Origin of the sequence: Peptoanaerobacter stomatis (genome assembly GCF_000238095.2) — a bacterium.
GTDB lineage: Bacteria > Bacillota > Clostridia > Peptostreptococcales > Filifactoraceae > Peptoanaerobacter > Peptoanaerobacter stomatis_A.
Window position 1 is genome coordinate 373,429 of sequence record NZ_JH815225.1, and the last position, 20,012, is coordinate 393,440.

General features: G+C 29.7%; 15 protein-coding genes. 1 reads left to right on the forward strand and 14 read right to left on the reverse strand.

Translation table 11 applies throughout. The annotated features are described in order from the left end of the window. Nucleotides 1-10: 10 nt before the first annotated feature. The 6 genes from prfA to pfkA form a co-directional block, all read right to left on the reverse strand. Complete coding sequence (prfA, locus tag HMPREF9630_RS01605) at nt 11-1,084, reverse strand: peptide chain release factor 1 (RefSeq protein ID WP_009526799.1); 1,074 nt, start codon at nt 1,082-1,084, stop codon at nt 11-13. 203 nt (nt 1,085-1,287) lie between these two features. Then, entirely contained in the window at nt 1,288-1,725 is a 438-nt protein-coding gene (locus HMPREF9630_RS01610) for a GNAT family N-acetyltransferase (protein ID WP_009526800.1), read from the reverse strand. A gap of 57 nt (nt 1,726-1,782) precedes the next feature. Further along, on the reverse strand, nt 1,783-3,702 hold the full coding sequence (locus tag HMPREF9630_RS01615) for a type I glutamate--ammonia ligase (protein WP_009526801.1): 1,920 nt from the start codon (nt 3,700-3,702) through the stop codon (nt 1,783-1,785). Nucleotides 3,703-3,865: 163 nt separating this feature from the next. Next, nucleotides 3,866-5,149 (reverse strand): methionine gamma-lyase family protein, encoded by a 1,284-nt coding sequence (locus HMPREF9630_RS01620; protein WP_009526802.1) that lies wholly within the window; start codon nt 5,147-5,149, stop codon nt 3,866-3,868. A 281-nt stretch (nt 5,150-5,430) separates the two neighbouring features. Next, a complete protein-coding gene (pyk, locus tag HMPREF9630_RS01625; RefSeq protein ID WP_009526803.1) occupies nt 5,431-7,188 on the reverse strand; it encodes a pyruvate kinase in 1,758 nt (585 codons plus the stop codon). A 167-nt stretch (nt 7,189-7,355) separates the two neighbouring features. Next, nucleotides 7,356-8,315 (reverse strand): 6-phosphofructokinase, encoded by a 960-nt coding sequence (gene pfkA, locus HMPREF9630_RS01630; RefSeq protein WP_009526804.1) that lies wholly within the window; start codon nt 8,313-8,315, stop codon nt 7,356-7,358. 365 nt (nt 8,316-8,680) lie between these two features. Between pfkA and HMPREF9630_RS01635 the strand changes: the two genes are divergently transcribed. After that, nucleotides 8,681-8,986 (forward strand): DUF1292 domain-containing protein, encoded by a 306-nt coding sequence (locus HMPREF9630_RS01635; RefSeq protein WP_009524797.1) that lies wholly within the window; start codon nt 8,681-8,683, stop codon nt 8,984-8,986. A gap of 124 nt (nt 8,987-9,110) precedes the next feature. On the opposite strand, the gene thrS is transcribed toward HMPREF9630_RS01635, so the two are convergent. From thrS to ligA, 8 genes are all read right to left on the reverse strand, one after another. Further along, the gene (thrS, locus tag HMPREF9630_RS01640) at nt 9,111-11,033 is read right to left on the reverse strand and encodes a threonine--tRNA ligase (RefSeq protein WP_009526805.1); all 1,923 of its coding nucleotides are present in this window, start codon (nt 11,031-11,033) and stop codon (nt 9,111-9,113) included. A gap of 179 nt (nt 11,034-11,212) precedes the next feature. Further along, a complete protein-coding gene (locus tag HMPREF9630_RS01645) occupies nt 11,213-13,195 on the reverse strand; it encodes a fructose-bisphosphatase class III (RefSeq protein WP_009526806.1) in 1,983 nt (660 codons plus the stop codon). 226 nt (nt 13,196-13,421) lie between these two features. Next, on the reverse strand, nt 13,422-14,762 hold the full coding sequence (ftsY, locus tag HMPREF9630_RS01650; RefSeq protein WP_009526807.1) for a signal recognition particle-docking protein FtsY: 1,341 nt from the start codon (nt 14,760-14,762) through the stop codon (nt 13,422-13,424). Nucleotides 14,763-14,789: 27 nt separating this feature from the next. Beyond that, nucleotides 14,790-15,248 (reverse strand): hypothetical protein, encoded by a 459-nt coding sequence (locus HMPREF9630_RS01655; RefSeq protein WP_009524801.1) that lies wholly within the window; start codon nt 15,246-15,248, stop codon nt 14,790-14,792. A gap of 43 nt (nt 15,249-15,291) precedes the next feature. Next, nucleotides 15,292-16,203 carry a hypothetical protein gene (locus HMPREF9630_RS01660; protein WP_009526808.1) on the reverse strand — a complete coding sequence of 304 codons (912 nt, stop codon included), beginning with the start codon at nt 16,201-16,203 and terminating at the stop codon, nt 15,292-15,294. 3 nt (nt 16,204-16,206) lie between these two features. Further along, on the reverse strand, nt 16,207-16,647 hold the full coding sequence (locus HMPREF9630_RS01665) for an ACT domain-containing protein (protein WP_330364370.1): 441 nt from the start codon (nt 16,645-16,647) through the stop codon (nt 16,207-16,209). 100 nt (nt 16,648-16,747) lie between these two features. Next, complete coding sequence (locus tag HMPREF9630_RS01670) at nt 16,748-17,725, reverse strand: AIR synthase family protein (protein ID WP_009526809.1); 978 nt, start codon at nt 17,723-17,725, stop codon at nt 16,748-16,750. Between the two features lie 9 nt (nt 17,726-17,734). After that, complete coding sequence (gene ligA, locus HMPREF9630_RS01675; protein ID WP_009526810.1) at nt 17,735-19,765, reverse strand: NAD-dependent DNA ligase LigA; 2,031 nt, start codon at nt 19,763-19,765, stop codon at nt 17,735-17,737. Nucleotides 19,766-20,012: the final 247 nt, after the last annotated feature.

The window sequence follows — 20,012 nt, forward strand, 5'->3', positions numbered from 1 at the left end:
TTTTTTCTCTTTATATATTTTCCAATGAATTCAAATTTTCTGCTTGAGCAGTTGTGATTAATGCATCTATAACTTCGTCTAAATCTCCATTTAAAAATGCTTCCAATTTATACAAATTCAGACCGATTCTATGGTCGGATACCCTACCTTGAGGATAATTATATGTTCTTATTCTTTCTGCCCTATCTCCTGTACCTACTTGAGATTTTCTTTGACTTGCCATTTCTTTTTGGGCTTTTTCCAATTCCATGTCATATAATTTGGCTTTTAATATTTTGAATGCTTTTTCTTTATTCTTCAGCTGTGATTTTTCATCCTGCATAGATATTACTATTCCTGTCGGTATGTGTGTAAGTCTTACAGCGGAGTCTGTTGTATTTACAGACTGACCTCCATTACCTGATGAACGGAATACATCTACTCTTACATCATTTAAATCTAAATTTACTTCAACATCTTCTGCCTCGGGAAGCACTGCGACAGTTACTGTAGATGTGTGTATTCTTCCTTGAGATTCCGTTTCTGGTACTCTTTGCACTCTATGAACTCCTGATTCAAATTTAAGTCTTGAATACGCACCTTTTCCGCTAATCATAAATATTACTTCTTTATATCCGCCTATTCCTGTCTCATTTGATGACATAAGCTCAACTTTCCATCTTCTGTTTGAAGCATACATAGAATACATTCTAAACAATACGCCTGCAAAAAGTGCTGCTTCTTCTCCACCGGCACCGCCTCTTATTTCAACTATTACGTTTTTATCATCATTAGGATCTTTTGGAAGTAACAAAATCTTTAATTCTTCTATTACTTTTTCCAAATTTTCTTCCAAATCTGATAATTCTTCTTTTGCCAAATCTCTCAAATCTTCATCTGTTTCATTAGCGATTATATCTTTAGCACCTTTTATATCTTCTGTTGCTTTCACATATTCATTATATTTTGAAACAACCGGAGATAACTCTGCGTGCTCTTTCATCAGTTTTTGCCATTGTTCTTGATTATTAATGATTTCAGGGTCTGCTATTTTTATTTCCAAATCCGCATATTTATCTTTTAATGAGCTCAAATTTTCAAACATTACAATCTCCCTTTTCTATTATTTCAAATAATTATTGTATCAGAGTTTTACTATTATTACAAGATTTAATTTCATCATATGATTTGTTTGTATGTAAAAAAGTCAAACATTTTTGCCATAAAAAAACTCCATAAGTAGTTTTGGTTATTTATCTTATCTACTTATGGAGTATCATATCATTGCGACTTACTGTTTTTTAATCTCTATTCAAGCCACTGTATAAATGCAGTTTTATCTTCACTGTTATATCCGGCATTTTTATAAAAATCTAATGTGCTTTCATTTTTTGTACCTGTTAAAAGCATCATCTTATAGCAGTTATTGTTTATCGCTATTTCTTTAGCATAATTAAGACATTCTGTTGCATACCCTTTTCCACGATACTCTTCATTAGTAACTACATTTTCAATAAATGCATATGAACGCATATTTCTCGTAAGATTTGGAATGATAACACAAACGCAAGATGAAAGTATCTTACCATTTATCTCGTTGACAATAATATGATGATTCACATCTTCAATGATTTTATTCCATGTAATCTCCAAATGCCTTGTATCTTCAGGAACATCTTTTTCGTGTAGAAATAGATATAAGCTCAATAATTCATATAAATCTTCTTTAATCGCTTCTCTTACCATAATCATCACATCCGCAACTTTAAATTAATTGAATAAGTCTATTATAATATTTTTTGACTAAAATATATTTTTTTTGTATTTTTTGTAAATTTCTGCTAATTCATTAACTTTTTTTGACATCTCGATTTGCAGTTTAGATGCTTTTTTATAATCTTTTTCGTCAATTGCATTGTCTATTTGTGTAAATAATGATTTTTTTTCTACTGTATCTTTCATAAGCTCCCATCTTATGCTTTCTACTTTTGTCCAGTTTACTATATCAAGATCTGATATATCTTCTGTGTCATAATGTAATTTTACGGATTCTCTTACTCTATCTCTACTGTTTTCAACTATTCTGCCTTTCAGCTCTTTTGCCCAAAACTCTAAAGTTGATATTTTATATGAGTTTATTATTTCGTCTGTAAATACACCGTCTTTTTTGAGTATTTCCAGTTTTTCTTTATATATGTCCAAAGCTTGTATATTTTCATATACTGTTGCAGGCGGTATGGAAAATATTGCATTTCTTTCTTCCTGTGTATATGCTTCAAATACATTTTCTTCCGAGCGATAAAGTCTTTCTTTTTCTAAATACACACTGTCTTCTCCGGCTTTTTTTGACATTTCATTTTGTATGAATGCCACATCATATTTAGGGATATAAAAGTTTATTGCGTCAAGCATACATTGATAAACTGCCGATAAAACTAAATATAGATTAGAATTTGGATTAGTTGCTCTAAGCTCAAATCTTGTTTGTTTAGGATTGTTACTATCTTTTATAAGACCTATTAATATTGAGCGGTTTCTTGAAGGTATTTGTGGAGATTTTCCAAGTGATGTAACTATACACACAGGTGCTTCAAATCCAGGTCTTAATCTATTAAACGCATCTGTTGTTGCCGTAACAAAAGGATTTATAACTTCATAATTTCTAAGTATGCCTGCAAGAGATGAAAATCCTATACTACTCATATAATATTTGTCTTTTTCAACATGATTGAATATATTTATTGCTTTACCGTCATCTAATTTTGCTATAAGTCCTATATGTGTATGCTCTCCACTTCCTGCAACTTTATCCATAGGTTTTGCATCAAATGTTACTTCCAAGCCGAAGCTGTTGAATATATCTGATACCAAATTTTTTATTATATATAAATTGTCAGCAGTTTGTATAGGATCGGAATACTTCCAATCTATTTCCAATTGTTCCATTATATGACTGTGATCTCCGTTTTCAGTCAATTTTGAATGAACTCCCCCAACTTCTTTATGTCCCATTTCAGGTTCAAAACCGTATTTATCCATAAGCAATAGACAATATTCCATTGCTGTCCTTACATTTCCTTCTGTTCTTTTCCAATACTGCTCTTTTAAAACTTGTGAAGTTGACAGTTCTTCTACATCTCTTATTTCTTCCGGTGTTTTTACCCAAAATTCCAATTCTGTTGCTGCTGATATTTCAATGGATTTTATTTTTTTATCTTTTATTCCTAATTCTTCTTTTATGCTTTCATTTTCTTCTACTATTTTTTTTACGTTATTTTGCAAATTTTTAACAGCTCTTTTTAAAATGCCTCTTGAGCATACTATCTTATCATTGTGTATCAAAAATGACGGTATTCTTAGTGTTCCTACAGGAAGTTTTGTATTTTCATCTACAAACGAGAAATTATAATCTACATGCCAATCACAATCCATATCAGGCACAATAATTACTTTTGCATCATTTAATGATGCGATTTGCCTTAGTTCAACACTTGAACCATCTGTTTGAACCCCTTGTTTTAAAAAATCTTCTAAATCGTCTATTATTATACTTATAGGTATTCTCGCATCTGTATAGTTTCCTCTAAGGTCATAACCTGCAAGCGATACAAATTTTATTTCTTTATGTTCTTCAAAGATTTTTTTCAAGTCTTCTATTGAATGGTAATCTTTTTTTAATGTGAATAAAAGATTATTTTCTTTTAGTAGATTAATGGCATTCATACAAAGCCCTCCAAAATTGATATATATTTTCAAATTTAAAATATGTTAAAAATTATATCACAAAAAATATATAATTTTAAGTTTTTTATTTAAAGAAAAGCATATTTTTTTATTTTTTTGCAATTTAAAATATTTTTCTTTCAAAAAAAGTTTTTTATTTATACTATTTAATACATTTTACAGCATTATATGCCATTATTGCACCGATTTTTGAGTGTTCATAAGTAAGTCCTCCTTGAAAATATACCGTATATGGATATCTTATAGGTGAGTCTGCACTTAATTCTATTGACGAGCCTTGAACAAATGCTCCTGCAGCCATTATAACTTCACAATCATATCCGGGCATATCCCATGGCTCAGGTGTCACATATGAATCTACGGGTGCGGATTTTTGTATAGCTTTGCAAAACTCTATGACTTCCTGTTTTGTATCAAAGGTTATGGCTTGTATTATGTCACTTCGTTTATCATTGCTTTTAGGAAATACTTTATAATTATCTTTTTCGAATAATTTTGCTGTGAAAACTGCTCCTTTTAAAGCTCCGTTTACCACATTAGGTGCCATAAACAAACCTTGCAATGTGATTCTGTTGGTATTGAATGTCAAGCCACATTCTTTGCCTATGCTGTTTGATGTCAATTTTTTTGCACACCTATCTACCAATTTTTCTTTTCCAACTATATATCCACCTGTTATTGCCAAGCCACCACCGGGATTTTTTATAAGTGAGCCTGCCATTATATCTACACCGACATCAGTAGGTTCCAAATAGTCCAAAAACTCACCATAGCAGTTATCAACCATTATGTTTACATCACTTCTTATACCCTTTACTACCTGAACTATCTCTTTTATATCTTGTATCATTATTGACTTTCTTGTTGAATAACCTTTTGACCTTTGTATATATACAAGTTTTATTGATTTATCTTTTGCAAGCTCAGTTTTTATTTTTTCTACGTCAAAATCTCCATCATTTATTAAATCAATCTGTTTATACTGTATATTATATTCTTTTAATGACATCTCCTGCTCTTTTATACCGATTACTCCGTCAAGTGTGTCATAAGGCTTGCCTGATATAGAAAGCATTGTATCTTTTGGCATAAGTAAGGCATTAAGACATATTGACAAAGCGTGCGTTCCATTTGCAATAGAGGGTCTTACAAGAGCATCTTCAGTGTTGAAGACATTACTGTATATCTCTTCAACTTTTTCTCTACCGATGTCGTTATATCCGTATCCGGTTGATGAGTTAAAATGTGTATCGCTTAATTTTGCCATTTGCATAGCTTTTAAAACTTTTAATTGATTAAATTGTTTTATTTTGTCAAGTTCTTCAAATTCTTGTTTAATTTGTTCTTCTATTTTATTTGAATATTCAAAATCTTCTTCACTTATCTTGAAGAAATCATACATTTGCAAAATATTTTTTTCGTACATAATACTCCATTCATTAACTAATTTTTATACTAAAACTTATTTCAATAACAATGTAACATAAAAATATAAAAAATGTTCCCTAATTAAATATTTTCATTTTTATTTTAAATGATTTTTAGTATAAAAGCTATATAAAAATCAAAAAGGTCTTTCACTATAAAAATAATGAAAGACAACTTTTTATAACAAATATTTTTTAACTTAATTATATTTATAAATTCCGCTTATTAATTTCAATATTATCATTAAAATAATATGCGATATAATTTAATTTTATTTAATTATAGAGTTTTTACAGTTCCTTTGTATACTATTCCTGTAGCGGCATCTACTGTTATAGTTTCTCCATCTGTTATTTCTTGAGTCGCTTTGTCAGCAGATACTATTACTGGTATACCAAGATTTAATCCTACTATAGCAGCATGAGATGTAAGACCGCCAAACTCTGTTACTATTGCACTTGCTTTTTTGATTTGAGGCATCATATCCACATCTGTAGATGAAGTTATGATTATATCATTTTCATTTATTTCTTGTGATGAGTTAGTTATAACTCTTGCTGTTCCTGATACATTTGAACTTCCTACACCAATACCTTTTACTAAGTTTTGTGCAGCTATATGAACTCTAAGCAGATTTGTAGTTCCTGATTTTCCTACAGGCACTCCTGCTGTTATTACAACAAGATCTCCTGCATCTATTGCATTTTTTTCCAATGATAATTGAATTGATGAATCAATTACATCTTCAGCTGAACCTGATTCTGTATTTAATATAGCAAACACTCCCCAATAAAGTGACATCTGTCTATATGTTTTTTCGTCATTTGTAGATGCTATTATTGGTGCAAAAGGTCTGTAACTTGACACCATTCTTGCAGTATATCCTCCTGATGTTGCTGTTATAATTGCTTTTGCTTTTAAATCCATAGCAGTTGTACAAGTGGCATGGCTTATTGCGTTTGTTATAGTAGGCTGCATAAATGCTTTTTTCTGTCTTAATATAAGTTCATAGTCAAAGCTTTCTTCAGTAGCTCTTGCTATTTTTGCCATAGTTTTTACTGCTTCAACAGGATATTTTCCTGCTGCTGTTTCTCCTGAAAGCATTATTGCGTCAGTTCCGTCAAATATGGCATTGGCAACATCTGTTACTTCCGCTCTTGTAGGTCTTGGATTTCTCATCATTGAATCCAGCATTTGAGTGGCTGTAATTACATATTTTGAAAGAGAATTACATTTTTTTATTATCTCTTTTTGTACCATAGGTATTTCTTCTGTAGGTATTTCTACGCCGAGATCCCCTCTTGCTACCATTATACCGTCAGATACTTCAAGAATTTCATCTATGTTATCTACACCTTCTTGACTTTCGATTTTTGAAATTATTTTTATACTTTGTCCGCCGTTATTTTCAAGCACTTCTCTTATGGCAAGAACATCTGAGGCTTTTCTTACAAATGATGCTGCTATATAATCTATATCATTTTTTATACCGAATATTATATCTTCTTTGTCTTTTTGTGTTATAGCAGGAAGATTTATTTTTACATTAGGAACATTTACACCTTTTTTATTCTTTACTATTCCTGTATTTTTTACTTCGCACAATATATCTTTTTTGTCTTTTGATAATACAACGAGTTCTATAAGTCCGTCATCTATAAGTATTCTGTCATTTACATTTACATCATCAACAAGTTCTTTGTAAGAAACTGTACATTTTGTTTCATCTCCTACAACGTCATCCATTGTAATAGTAAATTTTTGTCCTGCATTAAGAGTCACTTCATCTTTATTGAAGTTTCCCGTTCTTATTTCAGGACCTTTTGTGTCAAGTAATATGGCAATAGGTCTTTTAACTTCGTTTCTCACTTTTTTTATTGTATCAATTCTTGCTTGATGCTCATCATATGAACCGTGTGAAAAGTTAAGTCTACAAACATTCATTCCTTCATCAATAAGTTGTTTTAATGTTTCAGCACTTTCTGATGCAGGTCCTATAGTACAAACGATTTTAGTTTTTTTATAGTTTTTTAACATTTTTTTGCCTTTCCAAATAAATTATTTTTAATATATAAAATTTTATATTTACACCCTTAAAAATATATTAATATTTTCTATGCTGATTATAAATTTATTAGCAAAATAATAATACACCATTTTTTATTTATAATTTCAATAAATAGTAATTGATTTAATATTTTTATTTATATAGACAGGATTTTAGTAAGTTCATACATTGATTCATTAAATTTAGATTTCATATCCAAAGCCTCTGTAATATCCATATCCATAATTTTATTTTCTCTAATGCCCACAACTCTTGATGATTTACCGTCTAACAAGCATTGTACAGCATGCGCTGCAAATTGACTTGCAAGAATTCTATCTTTTGCAGTTGGAGAACCGCCTCTTTGTATATGTCCAAGTATTGTAGCTCTCACATCTAATCCTGTTTTTTCATGTATCTGTGCACATATATCATTAGCTGAACCTACACCTTCAGCAACCATTATAATACTTTGAGTTTTACCTCTGTTTGCAGATAATAATATTTTCTTACAAATATTGTCAATATCATGTTTTGTTTCAGGAACGAGAATTTCTTCAGCTCCACCGCCAAGCCCTGTATAAAGCGCTATATCTCCGCAATTTCTTCCCATAACTTCTATTATACTTACCCTTTCATGAGATGAAGTTGTGTCTCTTAATTTTGACACTGCATCAAGAACTGTATTTAAGGCGGTGTCAAAACCTATTGTATAATCTGTATATGCAAGGTCATTATCTATAGTACCGGGAACACCTATAACAGGAAATCCGGCATCACATAAGGTCTTAGCACCTCTAAAAGTACCGTCACCGCCTATTACAACAAGCCCGTCTATTTTAAAAACGTCAAGTATATTAAGTGCTCTTTTTTTACCTTCTTCTTCCATAAACTCCAAGCATCTTGCAGATCTGAGTATAGTTCCGCCCCTGTGTATTATATCTCCAACAGATGGAATGAGCATTTCTTTCAAATCACCTTCTATAAGTCCTTTATACCCTCTTTCTATCCCAAAAATTTGAAGACCTTTGTATATAGAATATCTAACTACTGCTCTTATAGCGGCGTTCATTCCCGGAGCGTCACCACCACTTGTAAGTACGGCTATTCTTCTCATAATATTTCTCCTTAAACACAATAAAATAAAATACTTATATATTATACACTAATTTTCTTAATTTCAAAATTATTTTTTCTAATTTATTATATATTTTTGTTAAAATTTTATTTTTCTATAAAAAATATACAATAAATTTTTACTCAACTCATTAAAGAATTTTCTACTGAATTATAAGGCATTTCACTCAAAATATTTATAGACATATTTAATTTTACTATCTATAAATTTATCAGTTAAATAAAAAATTTAATTGACTTTTTTCTATTTAGCTGTTTTAATATAAATATATAATAATTACTTATTTATATGTAATTAAAAAATGTTTATGTTTTTGCATAAACAAAATAACAGGAGGTATTTTAATGAGCGATAAAGAAAAAAAAGAAGGATTTGAAGAAAATATAGAATTTTTCGAAGAAGACCAGACTATTGACTTAGTATTAGATGACGGAACTTCTATGACTTGTGATGTCATAGGTCTTTTTGAAGTTGACGACGTTGAATATATAGCATTAGCTGAGCCCGAATCAGATAATATATTGTTATATATATATGAAGAAATAGGTGATGAAATCAGCCTTAAAAATATAGAAAATGAAGACGAGTATCAAGCTATATCTGAAGAGTTTATGGAACTTTTCAGCGACTTATTTGAAGATGAAGAATAATTATAATATATTTTAGCATTATATTAAATAATATTTATGTTTAAAAAAATTAAAAACCGCTAATTTTCTTTTTTTGAAGATTAGTGGTTTTTTATAATTCAATTTCTATATTATATTTTTATATTTACTGTTCTGCTTTTAATATTATTTTTTCATCATTTTCTTTTTGTAATTTAGATATTAAATCCTGTCTTGATATTTGACCTAAATCTCCTAAATCTCTTGAACGAACAGCTACACTGTTTGTTTGCTCTTCTTTTTCCCCTACTACCAACATATACGGTACTTTTTCAAGTTGTGATTCTCTTATTTTAAAACCTATCTTCTCTGCTCTTGAATCCACTTCTACTCTAAATCCTAAAGATTTTAATTCTTTTTGTACTTCATAAGCGTAATCGTTAAATTTGTCGGAAATAGGAAGTATTTTTACTTGTACAGGTGATAACCATAATGGGAATTTACCTGCAAAATGCTCTATTAATATTCCTATAAATCTTTCTATACTTCCAAATATAGTTCTGTGCAACATTACAGGACGTTTTTTCTCATTGTTGCTGTCTATATAGTGAATATCAAATCTTTCAGGCATTTGGAAATCCAATTGTATTGTACCGCATTGCCAAGTTCTTCCTATTGCATCTTGTAGATGGAAATCTATTTTAGGTCCGTAAAAAGCTCCATCACCTTCATTTACTATATAATCTATATTTTTTTCTTTTAAAGCATCTATAAGTCCATTTGTAGCTATATTCCATTGCTCCTCTGTTCCCATAGAATTTTCAGGTCTTGTAGATAATTCAACATGATATTTAAAATTAAATATGCTGTAAACATAATCTGCAAGTTCTATTACTCCTATCAGCTCATCTTTAACTTGTGAAGGTAATACATATAAATGCGCATCATCTTGTGTAAATGCTCTAACTCTCATAAGTCCATGCAAAGCTCCGGAGAGTTCATGTCTGTGAACAAGTCCCATTTCCGCCCAACGAAGAGGTAAATCTCTATAACTGAACATATATGATTTATAAGTCAATATAGAACCTGGGCAATTCATAGGTTTGATAGCGTAATCTTCATCATCTATTTTTGTAAAGTACATATTTTCTTTATAATGATCCCAGTGTCCTGATTGATGCCATAATCCTTCGTTCAAAATTATAGGAGTCTTTATCTCATCATATCCTCTTTTTTCATGTTCTTGCCTCCAAAAGCTTTCAAGTCTATTTCTAAGAATCATGCCCTTTGGATGGAAAAACGGAAATCCGGGTCCTTCTTCGTGCATTGAAAATAAATCAAGTTCTTTTCCAAGTTTTCTATGGTCTCTTAATTTTGCTTCTTCAAGCAATTTTAAATAATCATCAAGTTCTTTTTTCTTTTCAAATGAAATTCCATACAATCTTTGCAATTGCTTATTATTAGCGTCAGCTCTCCAATATGCACCTGCTATTGATGTGAGTTTTACAGCTTTTACAAATTTTGTATTTGGAAGGTGCGGACCTGCACAAAGGTCTACAAATTCACCTTGTTCATAAAGTGATATAACGGCATTTTCGTCAAGAGATTCTATTATTTCCAGTTTATAATCTTCTCCTCTTTTTTTCATTATATCAACAGCTTCTTGTTTTGATACTTCTTTTCTAATTATATCCAAACTTTCTGAAACTATTTTTTTTATTTCAGCTTCTATTTTTTCCAAGTCATCTTGTGTAAGTTTTTCGTCTAAGTCTATATCATAATAAAATCCGTTATCAAGTGCAGGCCCTGTTCCTAATTTTGCATCAGGATATAATCTTTTTACCGCCTGTGCCATAATGTGAGTAGATGTGTGCCAAAATACCATCTTACCGTCTTTATCGGCAAATTTTAAAAATTCTATGTCACAATCTTCTTTGATAGGTGTCATCAAATCGTAAACTTTCCCGTTTATTTTTGCACCTACTAAACTTCTCGCAAAGCCTTCACTTATATCCTTTGCTATATCTAAGGCAATTACCCCTTCTTGATATGTTTTTTCGTCTTTACCTTGCAGTGTAATTTTTATCATAGAAATTTCTCCTTCTGTATGTTATTAATACTAATTTCATGTAAAATATATAAAATTACAACAACTTGTTAAAATATACTTTTTATTAAATTTTTCCAAGTGAAATTAGTATGAGTTTAACAATATTTATATCCATTTTTACTAAATTTAACACTATTTTTAATGATTTTGCTTATATTTTAATCTTTTTGTTTTATTATACCTTTTTTGTAGGAAGATATAAGCATTTCAAGATTATAGATTTTATCCATTATAGTTTTGCCTGTGTCTGTATCCCCTACTCTTTTTCTCTCTGTAACTGTTTCTATTACTTGTTTTGTAGATTTTATATCAAATCCTTCTTTTAACACTTTTTCTACAGATTCAAACGGATTATGACTTATAAGTGTCAAACCGTAGGAGTTATATGTCAATGTGTATCCTGCTATACCTGTGGTTTTTTGATATGCTTTTGAAAAGCCTCCGTCTATCACTAACTGTCTTCCTCCGGCTTTTATTGGACGCTCACCTTTACTTAACTTAACAGGGGTGTGTCCGTTTATTATATGAGAGTCTTTTGAGTCTAAACCGAATTCCTCCAATATTTGTACTGCAAGAGTACCGTCATCTTTTCCCATAAGCTTGTAATACGGTGATAATGTTTCTTTATGTGTTGCTTTATCGTCTATAAAATATCTTTCAAATGTTGTCATCTTATCTTTTCCAAAAAGCGTAGAGTCTTCATTGCACCACAAAAACCATAAGAAATCAGGGCTTGTTTTTGAGCTGTCTTTTGAAAAATATGCTTCTCTTGCCATTTGGTCATATTTATCCATCAAGGCTTTACCTTTATAATATTCTCCATTTATCTTTTTCTTTTTAAAACTGCCGTCTTCATTTAATAATATGCATGCATGGAACAATAAATTGTTGTTATACGTACAATACATACTTCCTTTTGCATACAAAAATCTTATATGTCTTGTAAGCTTTTCACTGTGAATAAAATTATTCGTTATTGCCTCTATTACATTTTTTTCTTCATTTGTCAATTTTATAGGATTTTTTGGATCTATGGTTGGAAAACTGCTGTCATTTAGCTTATATCTAACACCTTCTATTTCTATAGAGCAATCTTTTAAATCTATAGTATTTAATATTTTTCTCTTTTTCATCTCATATGAAGGATTTTTTCTTATGACATCTTCTTCAAGTTTAAATTGTATTATTGATATTGCCTTGTGCATTTTTGCGAGCAATTTTTCATCTATGTCAAAAGGTTTTTGAACAGATTCTTTCGGCATAAATTTAGCACATTCATCATCTTTATAAACTTTGCTTGCGAAGGTTGCAAGTGGTAGTAAATTTATACCATAGCCTTCTTCGATAACATCATTATTTGCATATCTGAGTGCTATCCTGACTGCATTTGCAACACACACTTGACTTCCTGCAGCTGCACCCATCCATAATATATCATGGTTTCCCCATTGTATATCAAGATTTTTTTGGCTCATCAAAGTATCCATTACTTCATGCGGTGCAGGTCCTCTGTCGTATATATCTCCTATTATATGTAAATGGTCTATTGTAAGATTTTTTATAACTTGTGAAATTTGTATTATAAATAAATCTGCTCTTTCATATTCTACAAGACTTTTTATTATCTGTGTATAATATTCTTTTTTATTAAATCTGTGCTCATCTTCTTGTAAAAGCTCTTCCATTATGTATGCAAAATCTTTAGGCAACGTCTTTCTGACCTTAGATCTCGTGTATTTTGATGAAGCGGCTCTTGTTACTCTCACCAATCTGTATATGGTAAGTTCATACCAATTATCCAAAAGTCTTTCATCTTTTTTCTTTTTTATAAGCTCCAATTTTTCTTTTGGATAATATATCAATGTTGTAAGCTCTTCCAAGTCTTCTATACTGACAGTCGAACCAAGCTCTTCATATACCTTTCTCCTTATGGCTCCGGATGCGTTTTGCATAACGTGGTTAAATGCTTCAGCTTCACCATGTATATCTGTCAAAAAATGCTCAGTACCCTTAGGTAAATTCAAAATTGCTTTTAAATTTACCACTTCTTCAACAGCGCTTGTGATATTGGGATAGGATGTTGATAATAATTCTAAATACTTGATATTTTGTCGTAACTCTTCATTTGATATAGTTATCATTTAATAACACCTCTTTAAAAAAATTAAGCATAAATAGCAAGATAATACGAAATACTATTTAAAATAACATTTAATGTTACAATATAAAAAATGCGTTTGAATGTGTTTGATTAAGATTGGCTATTGACCTTATAGTTAAAAACAACATTAATCAAATACATTCAATTCAGCATTTTATTATATATTATTTAATTAGGTAATAGTATAAGAATATATTTTTTGTACTTTACTCTTTTGAATTGTCAAACAATGCCTCTACAAAGTTATTGTAATCAAATTCTTGCAAATCATCTACTTTTTCTCCAACTCCTATAAATTTAATAGGTATTTTGTATTCATCTATTATAGACAATACAACTCCGCCTTTTGCAGTTCCGTCTAATTTTGTCAATATCACCCCTGTCAAATTTACGGCTTCATTGAAAGTTTTTACTTGATTAAGTGCATTTTGTCCTGTTGTTGCATCTATTACAAGTAATATTTCTTTTTTTGCATCAGGATATTCTTTATTTACAGTTCTCATTATTTTTCCGAGCTCATTCATAAGATTTACTTTGTTGTGCAATCTTCCGGCAGTGTCACAAATCAGTATATCAATATTTTTTGATTTAGCTTTTTGCATTGCATCAAATATTACTGCAGAAGGATCGCTACCACTTTCTTTATGTCTTACTATATCCACATCTGCTCTTTTGGACCATATTTCAAGCTGTTCTTCAGCTGCAGCTCTGAATGTATCTCCTGCCGCAAGCAATACGGATTTCCCTTCTTTTTTAAATTTTGATGCAAGCTTACCTATTGTAGTGGTCTTCCCAACCCCATTAACTCCAACTATTATTATAATACTTTGTTCATCATATACATCTAACTTGCTGTTGTTATCTCTTAACAATTCACTTACTACTTCTTTAAGCTCAGGTTTTACAAGATTTATATCGTTTATATTCTTCTTTTTTATATTGGATTTTAAATTTTCTACAATTTTTATTGTAGTTTCAAAACTTATATCGCTTGTTATAAGTATTTCTTCTATTTCTTCATACAACTCATCATCTATTTTTATATAACCTTTAAACAGATTGTCAAATTTTGATGTAAAAGAATTACTTGTCTTTTTTAAGCCTTCTTTTAATCTTGCAAATAATCCTTTTTTTTCTTGTTCAACTACTACAGTTTCTTCAACCGCTACCGTTTTTTCATTTTCTAAAGTTTCACTAACTTCTTCCTTATTTTCATCTTCTTGAAGCTGTTGTTTATCTTCAATGCTATCTTGTGAGTTTATTTCTATATCTTGAGTTTTATTATCTGATTTAAAGCTTTCTTTAAAATCTTCTTGTATATTTATATTTTTTTCTTTTGAGTCTAATATTTCCTTAAAGCTGTTATTATTATCTGTATTTTTACTTTCTTCTATCTTTTCAGGAGATACTTCATCAATTTCTGAAGATAATAGGTCTTCTTCCAATTTTTCTTCATCTTCTATTACTTCTTCATCAATTTTTTGAATATCTTCTTCTTTTACTTCATCTTTTTTAAATATATTTTCAAAAAAATTTTTTAAACCCATATCTACTCCTTAAAATATGATATAAATTTAATTCAAATATTTAGATTTTCCTCTTAATTGAGTACTTATAATATTTTTTGTCTTAAGTTTTAAATATCTTCTGTTTTGTCCTGATACATCTACTGTCAATATAAATTTTATATTTTCTTTGTAATCGAAAAATGTATATATATCATAGTCTACTTTTACTGTATCTATTGAATATTTTATTCTTATTTCAGAATCCAAAGTACTTATAATACTACCTATAAAGTCTCTTATATCATTTTCAAACATAGGATAATCATTCATAGTCATATATGATACGTTGCCTGAAAAATCTATAGTAGCTAAATGCACTCTTGAAGTTTCAAGCATACAATCATATACAAATAAATCCTCATATCCGAATTCATCTGTTATATCTATACAATTTATTATCTTTATGTTTTCTCTTATATCTTTTAATAATTGATTACTTTCTAATTTATTGTGTGATTCTTTCAATTATATCCCCCTTAAACAATATAAAAAATTTTATGTTTTTATTTTATTGTTCTGACGGTTCTTTTTCAGATGAATATATTACATTTAATTGATTGTTTTTAAATTTAAAACCTATATACCATTTTGTATATTCATTATCTGTTTCAATCAATATGTTTTTATTTTTAGAATTTGCTATATTGGTAAGTGTAAATTTAGGATAAAATCCGCCATCTCCATCTTTAGGCATTCTTCCTAAATAACTTCCTGATTTGCTTCCAATTATCAAATACAGATTTTTATAATACCTGCTTGTGTATTTAGGTTTATCTCCAACTAATAATATACTTACTTTTTCACCGTCGATTATACCTTCTACACCATCTTGTCTTTGTATTATAGTAGGTCTTTCTCCTAAATTGTGTCCATCTGGATTAGGGTAATACTCTAACCACATCTTAGCCATACACTGTCCGCTGTCTTCGTAAAATATGCTGTATCTTACTGAATCTTTTACCCAATAGGTTTTTCTTTCGTCAAGACTCTTTTCTTTATTCAATAATGTATCTTGAATAGGTGTTCCCAATTGCTTTTTCATCTCATCATATACACTTTGTATATCATTTTTTTCAACTTTCAGGTTTATTTGATAAATTCTTGTATACAGACCATAGTAATATCTTGCTTTAAACATCTTTCCAAACCATTTTTGATTATAGTCTACATACTGATTGTCGTAATCCTGTCCATTTCCTTCTTCGCCTTCACCGAATTTTATTATTAAATCTTCTTTAAGCATAGAAAACGCATCAAAAGGTAGGATAGGCATATCCAATGCCACATCGGTTGTTTTTACATTATCAGCTTTTAAATCCGGCTGTTTACTATAATATAGTGCATATATTCCTACTACTGATACAATAACTATTAGTGTTATCACTAATATCAAACGTCTAAATTTTTTTTCTTCCAACATTGTCTACTCCATTGCCAAAAGTTTTACTTCCAATACTCTACTTTTGTCCTTAATTTTATTTACTAATTTATATATAGTTATATCCATTTGTGACATATCGAGTGTTATTGTTATAGTTGCCACATTATTTATAGGTATAGTCTGATTTATTGTCAATATATTTGCTTTTTCCTTTGCCAATATATCCAAAATTTCAGATAATATACCTGATATGTGCTCGAGCGAAAACTCTATTGTTGCCTTATTTCCGTTTACACTTCCAGATGCATTAAAAACATAATCTTTATATTTATAATATGAGCTTCTGCTTATATTGGCTTTTTTTACAGCATCGCTTACTCCTTTTGCTTTTCCTGAAATAAGTAATTGTTTTGCCATTACAACTTTTGAAAATACTTCCGGTAAAACTTCACTATCCACCAACAAAAGTTTTTTAGTCTCCATTATACTCAAACACACCTCCATAAAAGAGTTATTCTTTGACTGATTTTAATTATTTTTATAAAATCATATATTTAGATTATATCACAAAAAACAAGCGCTATCAAATAACTTTGTATATTTCATCAGAATCAGGTTCTTCAATTTCTATAAAACCGTCATCTTTTTTCATCAATAATTTATTATCATCAGTAATTTTACCAATCTTTGTAAAACTTATATCATCGATTTTCTCAGATATTTCTTCATTTGTTATTATTAACATACAACCGCTTGAAATTAATCGGAGCGGATCTATATTGTAAAATTTGCTTATTTTTTTAGTTATACTGTTTATTTTTATTTTGTCATAATCTATCATACAACCTTTTTGTGCATAACTACACATTTCATATAATGCACCAAGTATTCCTCCTTCAGTTACATCATGCATAAGTGAAATTTTTTTATTTTTAAGTAGTTTTGATTCTTTTACTACACTCAATTTTTCCAAAAATAACTTTACAATTTCAAATTCTTCATCTGTTAAAACATCTTTTAATTCTTCTTTTTTTTCACAAGCGATTATCATACTTCCTTCAAGAGAAATTTCTTTGCTCATATATATGTTGTCGCCTGATTTTATAGGTTCTGTTTCCTCATATCTTTTTTTGTCAAGTTTTCCAAGCGCAGTCACACATACTAATATTTGATTTACAGCAGTTGTAACCTCTGTATGCCCTCCTACTATTTGCACATCATTTTTAATACACTCATCAGATATGTCTTTCATTATCTGATATATTTTTTCTTCTGTTGTGTTTTCAGGGCAAAGAAGTGTTACTGTTATTGCAAAAGGCTCTGCAAATGATGTAGCAATATCATTAAGGTTTATTATTACGGATAATTTACCTATATTTGTATCTGTTGCAGTTATAGGATCAGTTGTTATGGAGATTATATTGTCTTCTGTATAAAAATATCCGCAATCTTGACCTACAAGAGGCATTGTAATAACTTCTTCTCTCTTTTTACCTAAATTGGAGTATATGAGTTTTTTTAATTGATTGACTGTTAGTTTTCCATTTTTTATGATACTCACTTTTTTCACCTATACATTTTTAATAAAATCAAGCACTTCTTGAACATTTTTAAGCGTTAATATTTTTTCAAATTGTTCTTCCGTTATAACTTTTACACCAAGTGAATTTGCCTTTTCCAATTTTGAGCCTGCATTTTCTCCTGCCACCACAAAGTTTGTATTTTTACTGACAGAACTTGACAATTTGCCTCCATTTTCTTCAACAGTTTTTTGTATATCATCTCTTTTGAACTTTATAAGCGTACCTGTAGCAACAATTTTTAAAGAAGAAAATATAGCTGTTTTTGTATCTATATTTATGTCTGATTGAGGATTTATTCCATACGAAATTAATTTTTCAATTAAGGCTCTATTTTCATCTATTTCAAAAAATTCTACCAAGCTTTGTGCCATTTTATCGCCTATTTCGTCTATTGATGTCAATCTTTCTACACTTGTATCCATTATTTCTTTTATATTGGCAAAATTTTTCGCAAGTACTTTGCCGGCATTTGCACCTATGAACTTTATTCCAAGCGCAAAAATAAACTTTTCTAAAGGTGTATTTTTTGACTCTTCAATAGACCTCATAAGGTTATTTACAGATTTTTCTCCTAATCTCGGCAACATTTTCAAAACTTCAGGCTTTAATGAATATATATCTGATATATCTTTTATCAGTCCTTCATCATAAAACTGTACTACCAATTTTTCTCCAAATCCGTCTATATCCATAGCACCTTTTGATACAAAATGTATTATTCTGCGTTTTATTTGAGCCGGACAGGATATGTTCGTACATTTCCAAGATGCTTCTCCTTCAAATCTGACAGTTTTCGCTCCACATTCCGGACAGACGTTTGGCATAGAAAACTGCTTTTCTTCTCCGGTTCTACTTTGCACATCTACTTCATAAACCTCTGGTATTATTTCACCTGCTTTTTGAATATAAGCATAGTCACCTATCCTTATATCTTTTTGAATTATATAATCTTCATTATGAAGTGTAGCTCTGGAAACTATACTGCCTGATATTTTTACAGGTTCCAATATTGCAGTCGGCGTTATAACGCCTGTTCTGCCGACTTGTACAATTATATCTTTTACTTTTGTTTTCACTCTTTCCGGCGGAAATTTATATGCTATTGCCCATTTAGGTGCTTTTGATGTGTTTCCGACTTCTTCTCTTAAATCAATGTCATCTAATTTAACAACCATTCCGTCTATTTCAAATGGCAGTTCAAATCTTTTTTCTGACCATTTTTCTATCTCTGCAATCACTTCATCTATATTATTGCATAATTTTTTTTCAGGAGAAATTTTCATTCCCAAATCTTTTACATAATCAAGTGCTTTAAAATGAGAATGTATATCTATATTTTCGCTTTCTATATTGAATATAAAAATATCCAATTGTCTTTTTGCAGCTATTTTTGAATTTAATTGCCTTAAAGAACCTGCCGCCATATTTCTTGGATTTGCAAATGGTCTTTCTTCATTTTCTATCTGTATTTCATTCAATTTATAAAAGATATCCTTAGGAATAAACACTTCTCCCCTTACATTTATATCAACATTTTCTTTCAGCCTTATAGGTATGGATTTTATGGTTTTTGCATTTTCTGTTACATCCTCACCAACAAAACCGTCACCTCTTGTAGCAGCAGATATAAGCATACCGTTTTTGTATTTTAAGAGAAGTGATAAACCGTCTATTTTAAATTCAACAACATATCTGGGAGCAAGAGTATATTCTTTAATTCTATTGTCAAAATCTCTAAGCTCTCCAAGAGAGTATGCGTTTGTAAGAGACATCATCTGTTTTTCATGTACAACTTGCTCAAATTTTTCAAGGACTTTTCCACCGACTCGTGCACTTGGAGAATCTTCTGTTCTTAAATTAGGATATTTATTTTCGAGAGATATTAACTCGTTCATCATCATATCATAATCATAATCACTTATTGTAGGACTGTCATCTTCATAATAAAGTTTGTTGTTTTTCTCAATTTCTTTTTTTAATTCATCAATCCTGTCCTTTGCTGTATTTATATCTAACATTTTTTCTCCTTTTAAAAATATCTGATAATGGAGTTTATGATACTATTGTGTTCTTAAAACTATCTTAATCTGACAAATATATCTATGTAATATTTTAAATAATAAGTTATATATGTTTAAAAAATTATGTAAATCAATGTTAATTAAAATACTAAATATATTTTATAATTGATTTTATATCTTTCAATAATTTATGGTATATATTTCATACTAAAAACTATTTAAATTAAGATATGCTCAAAGATAT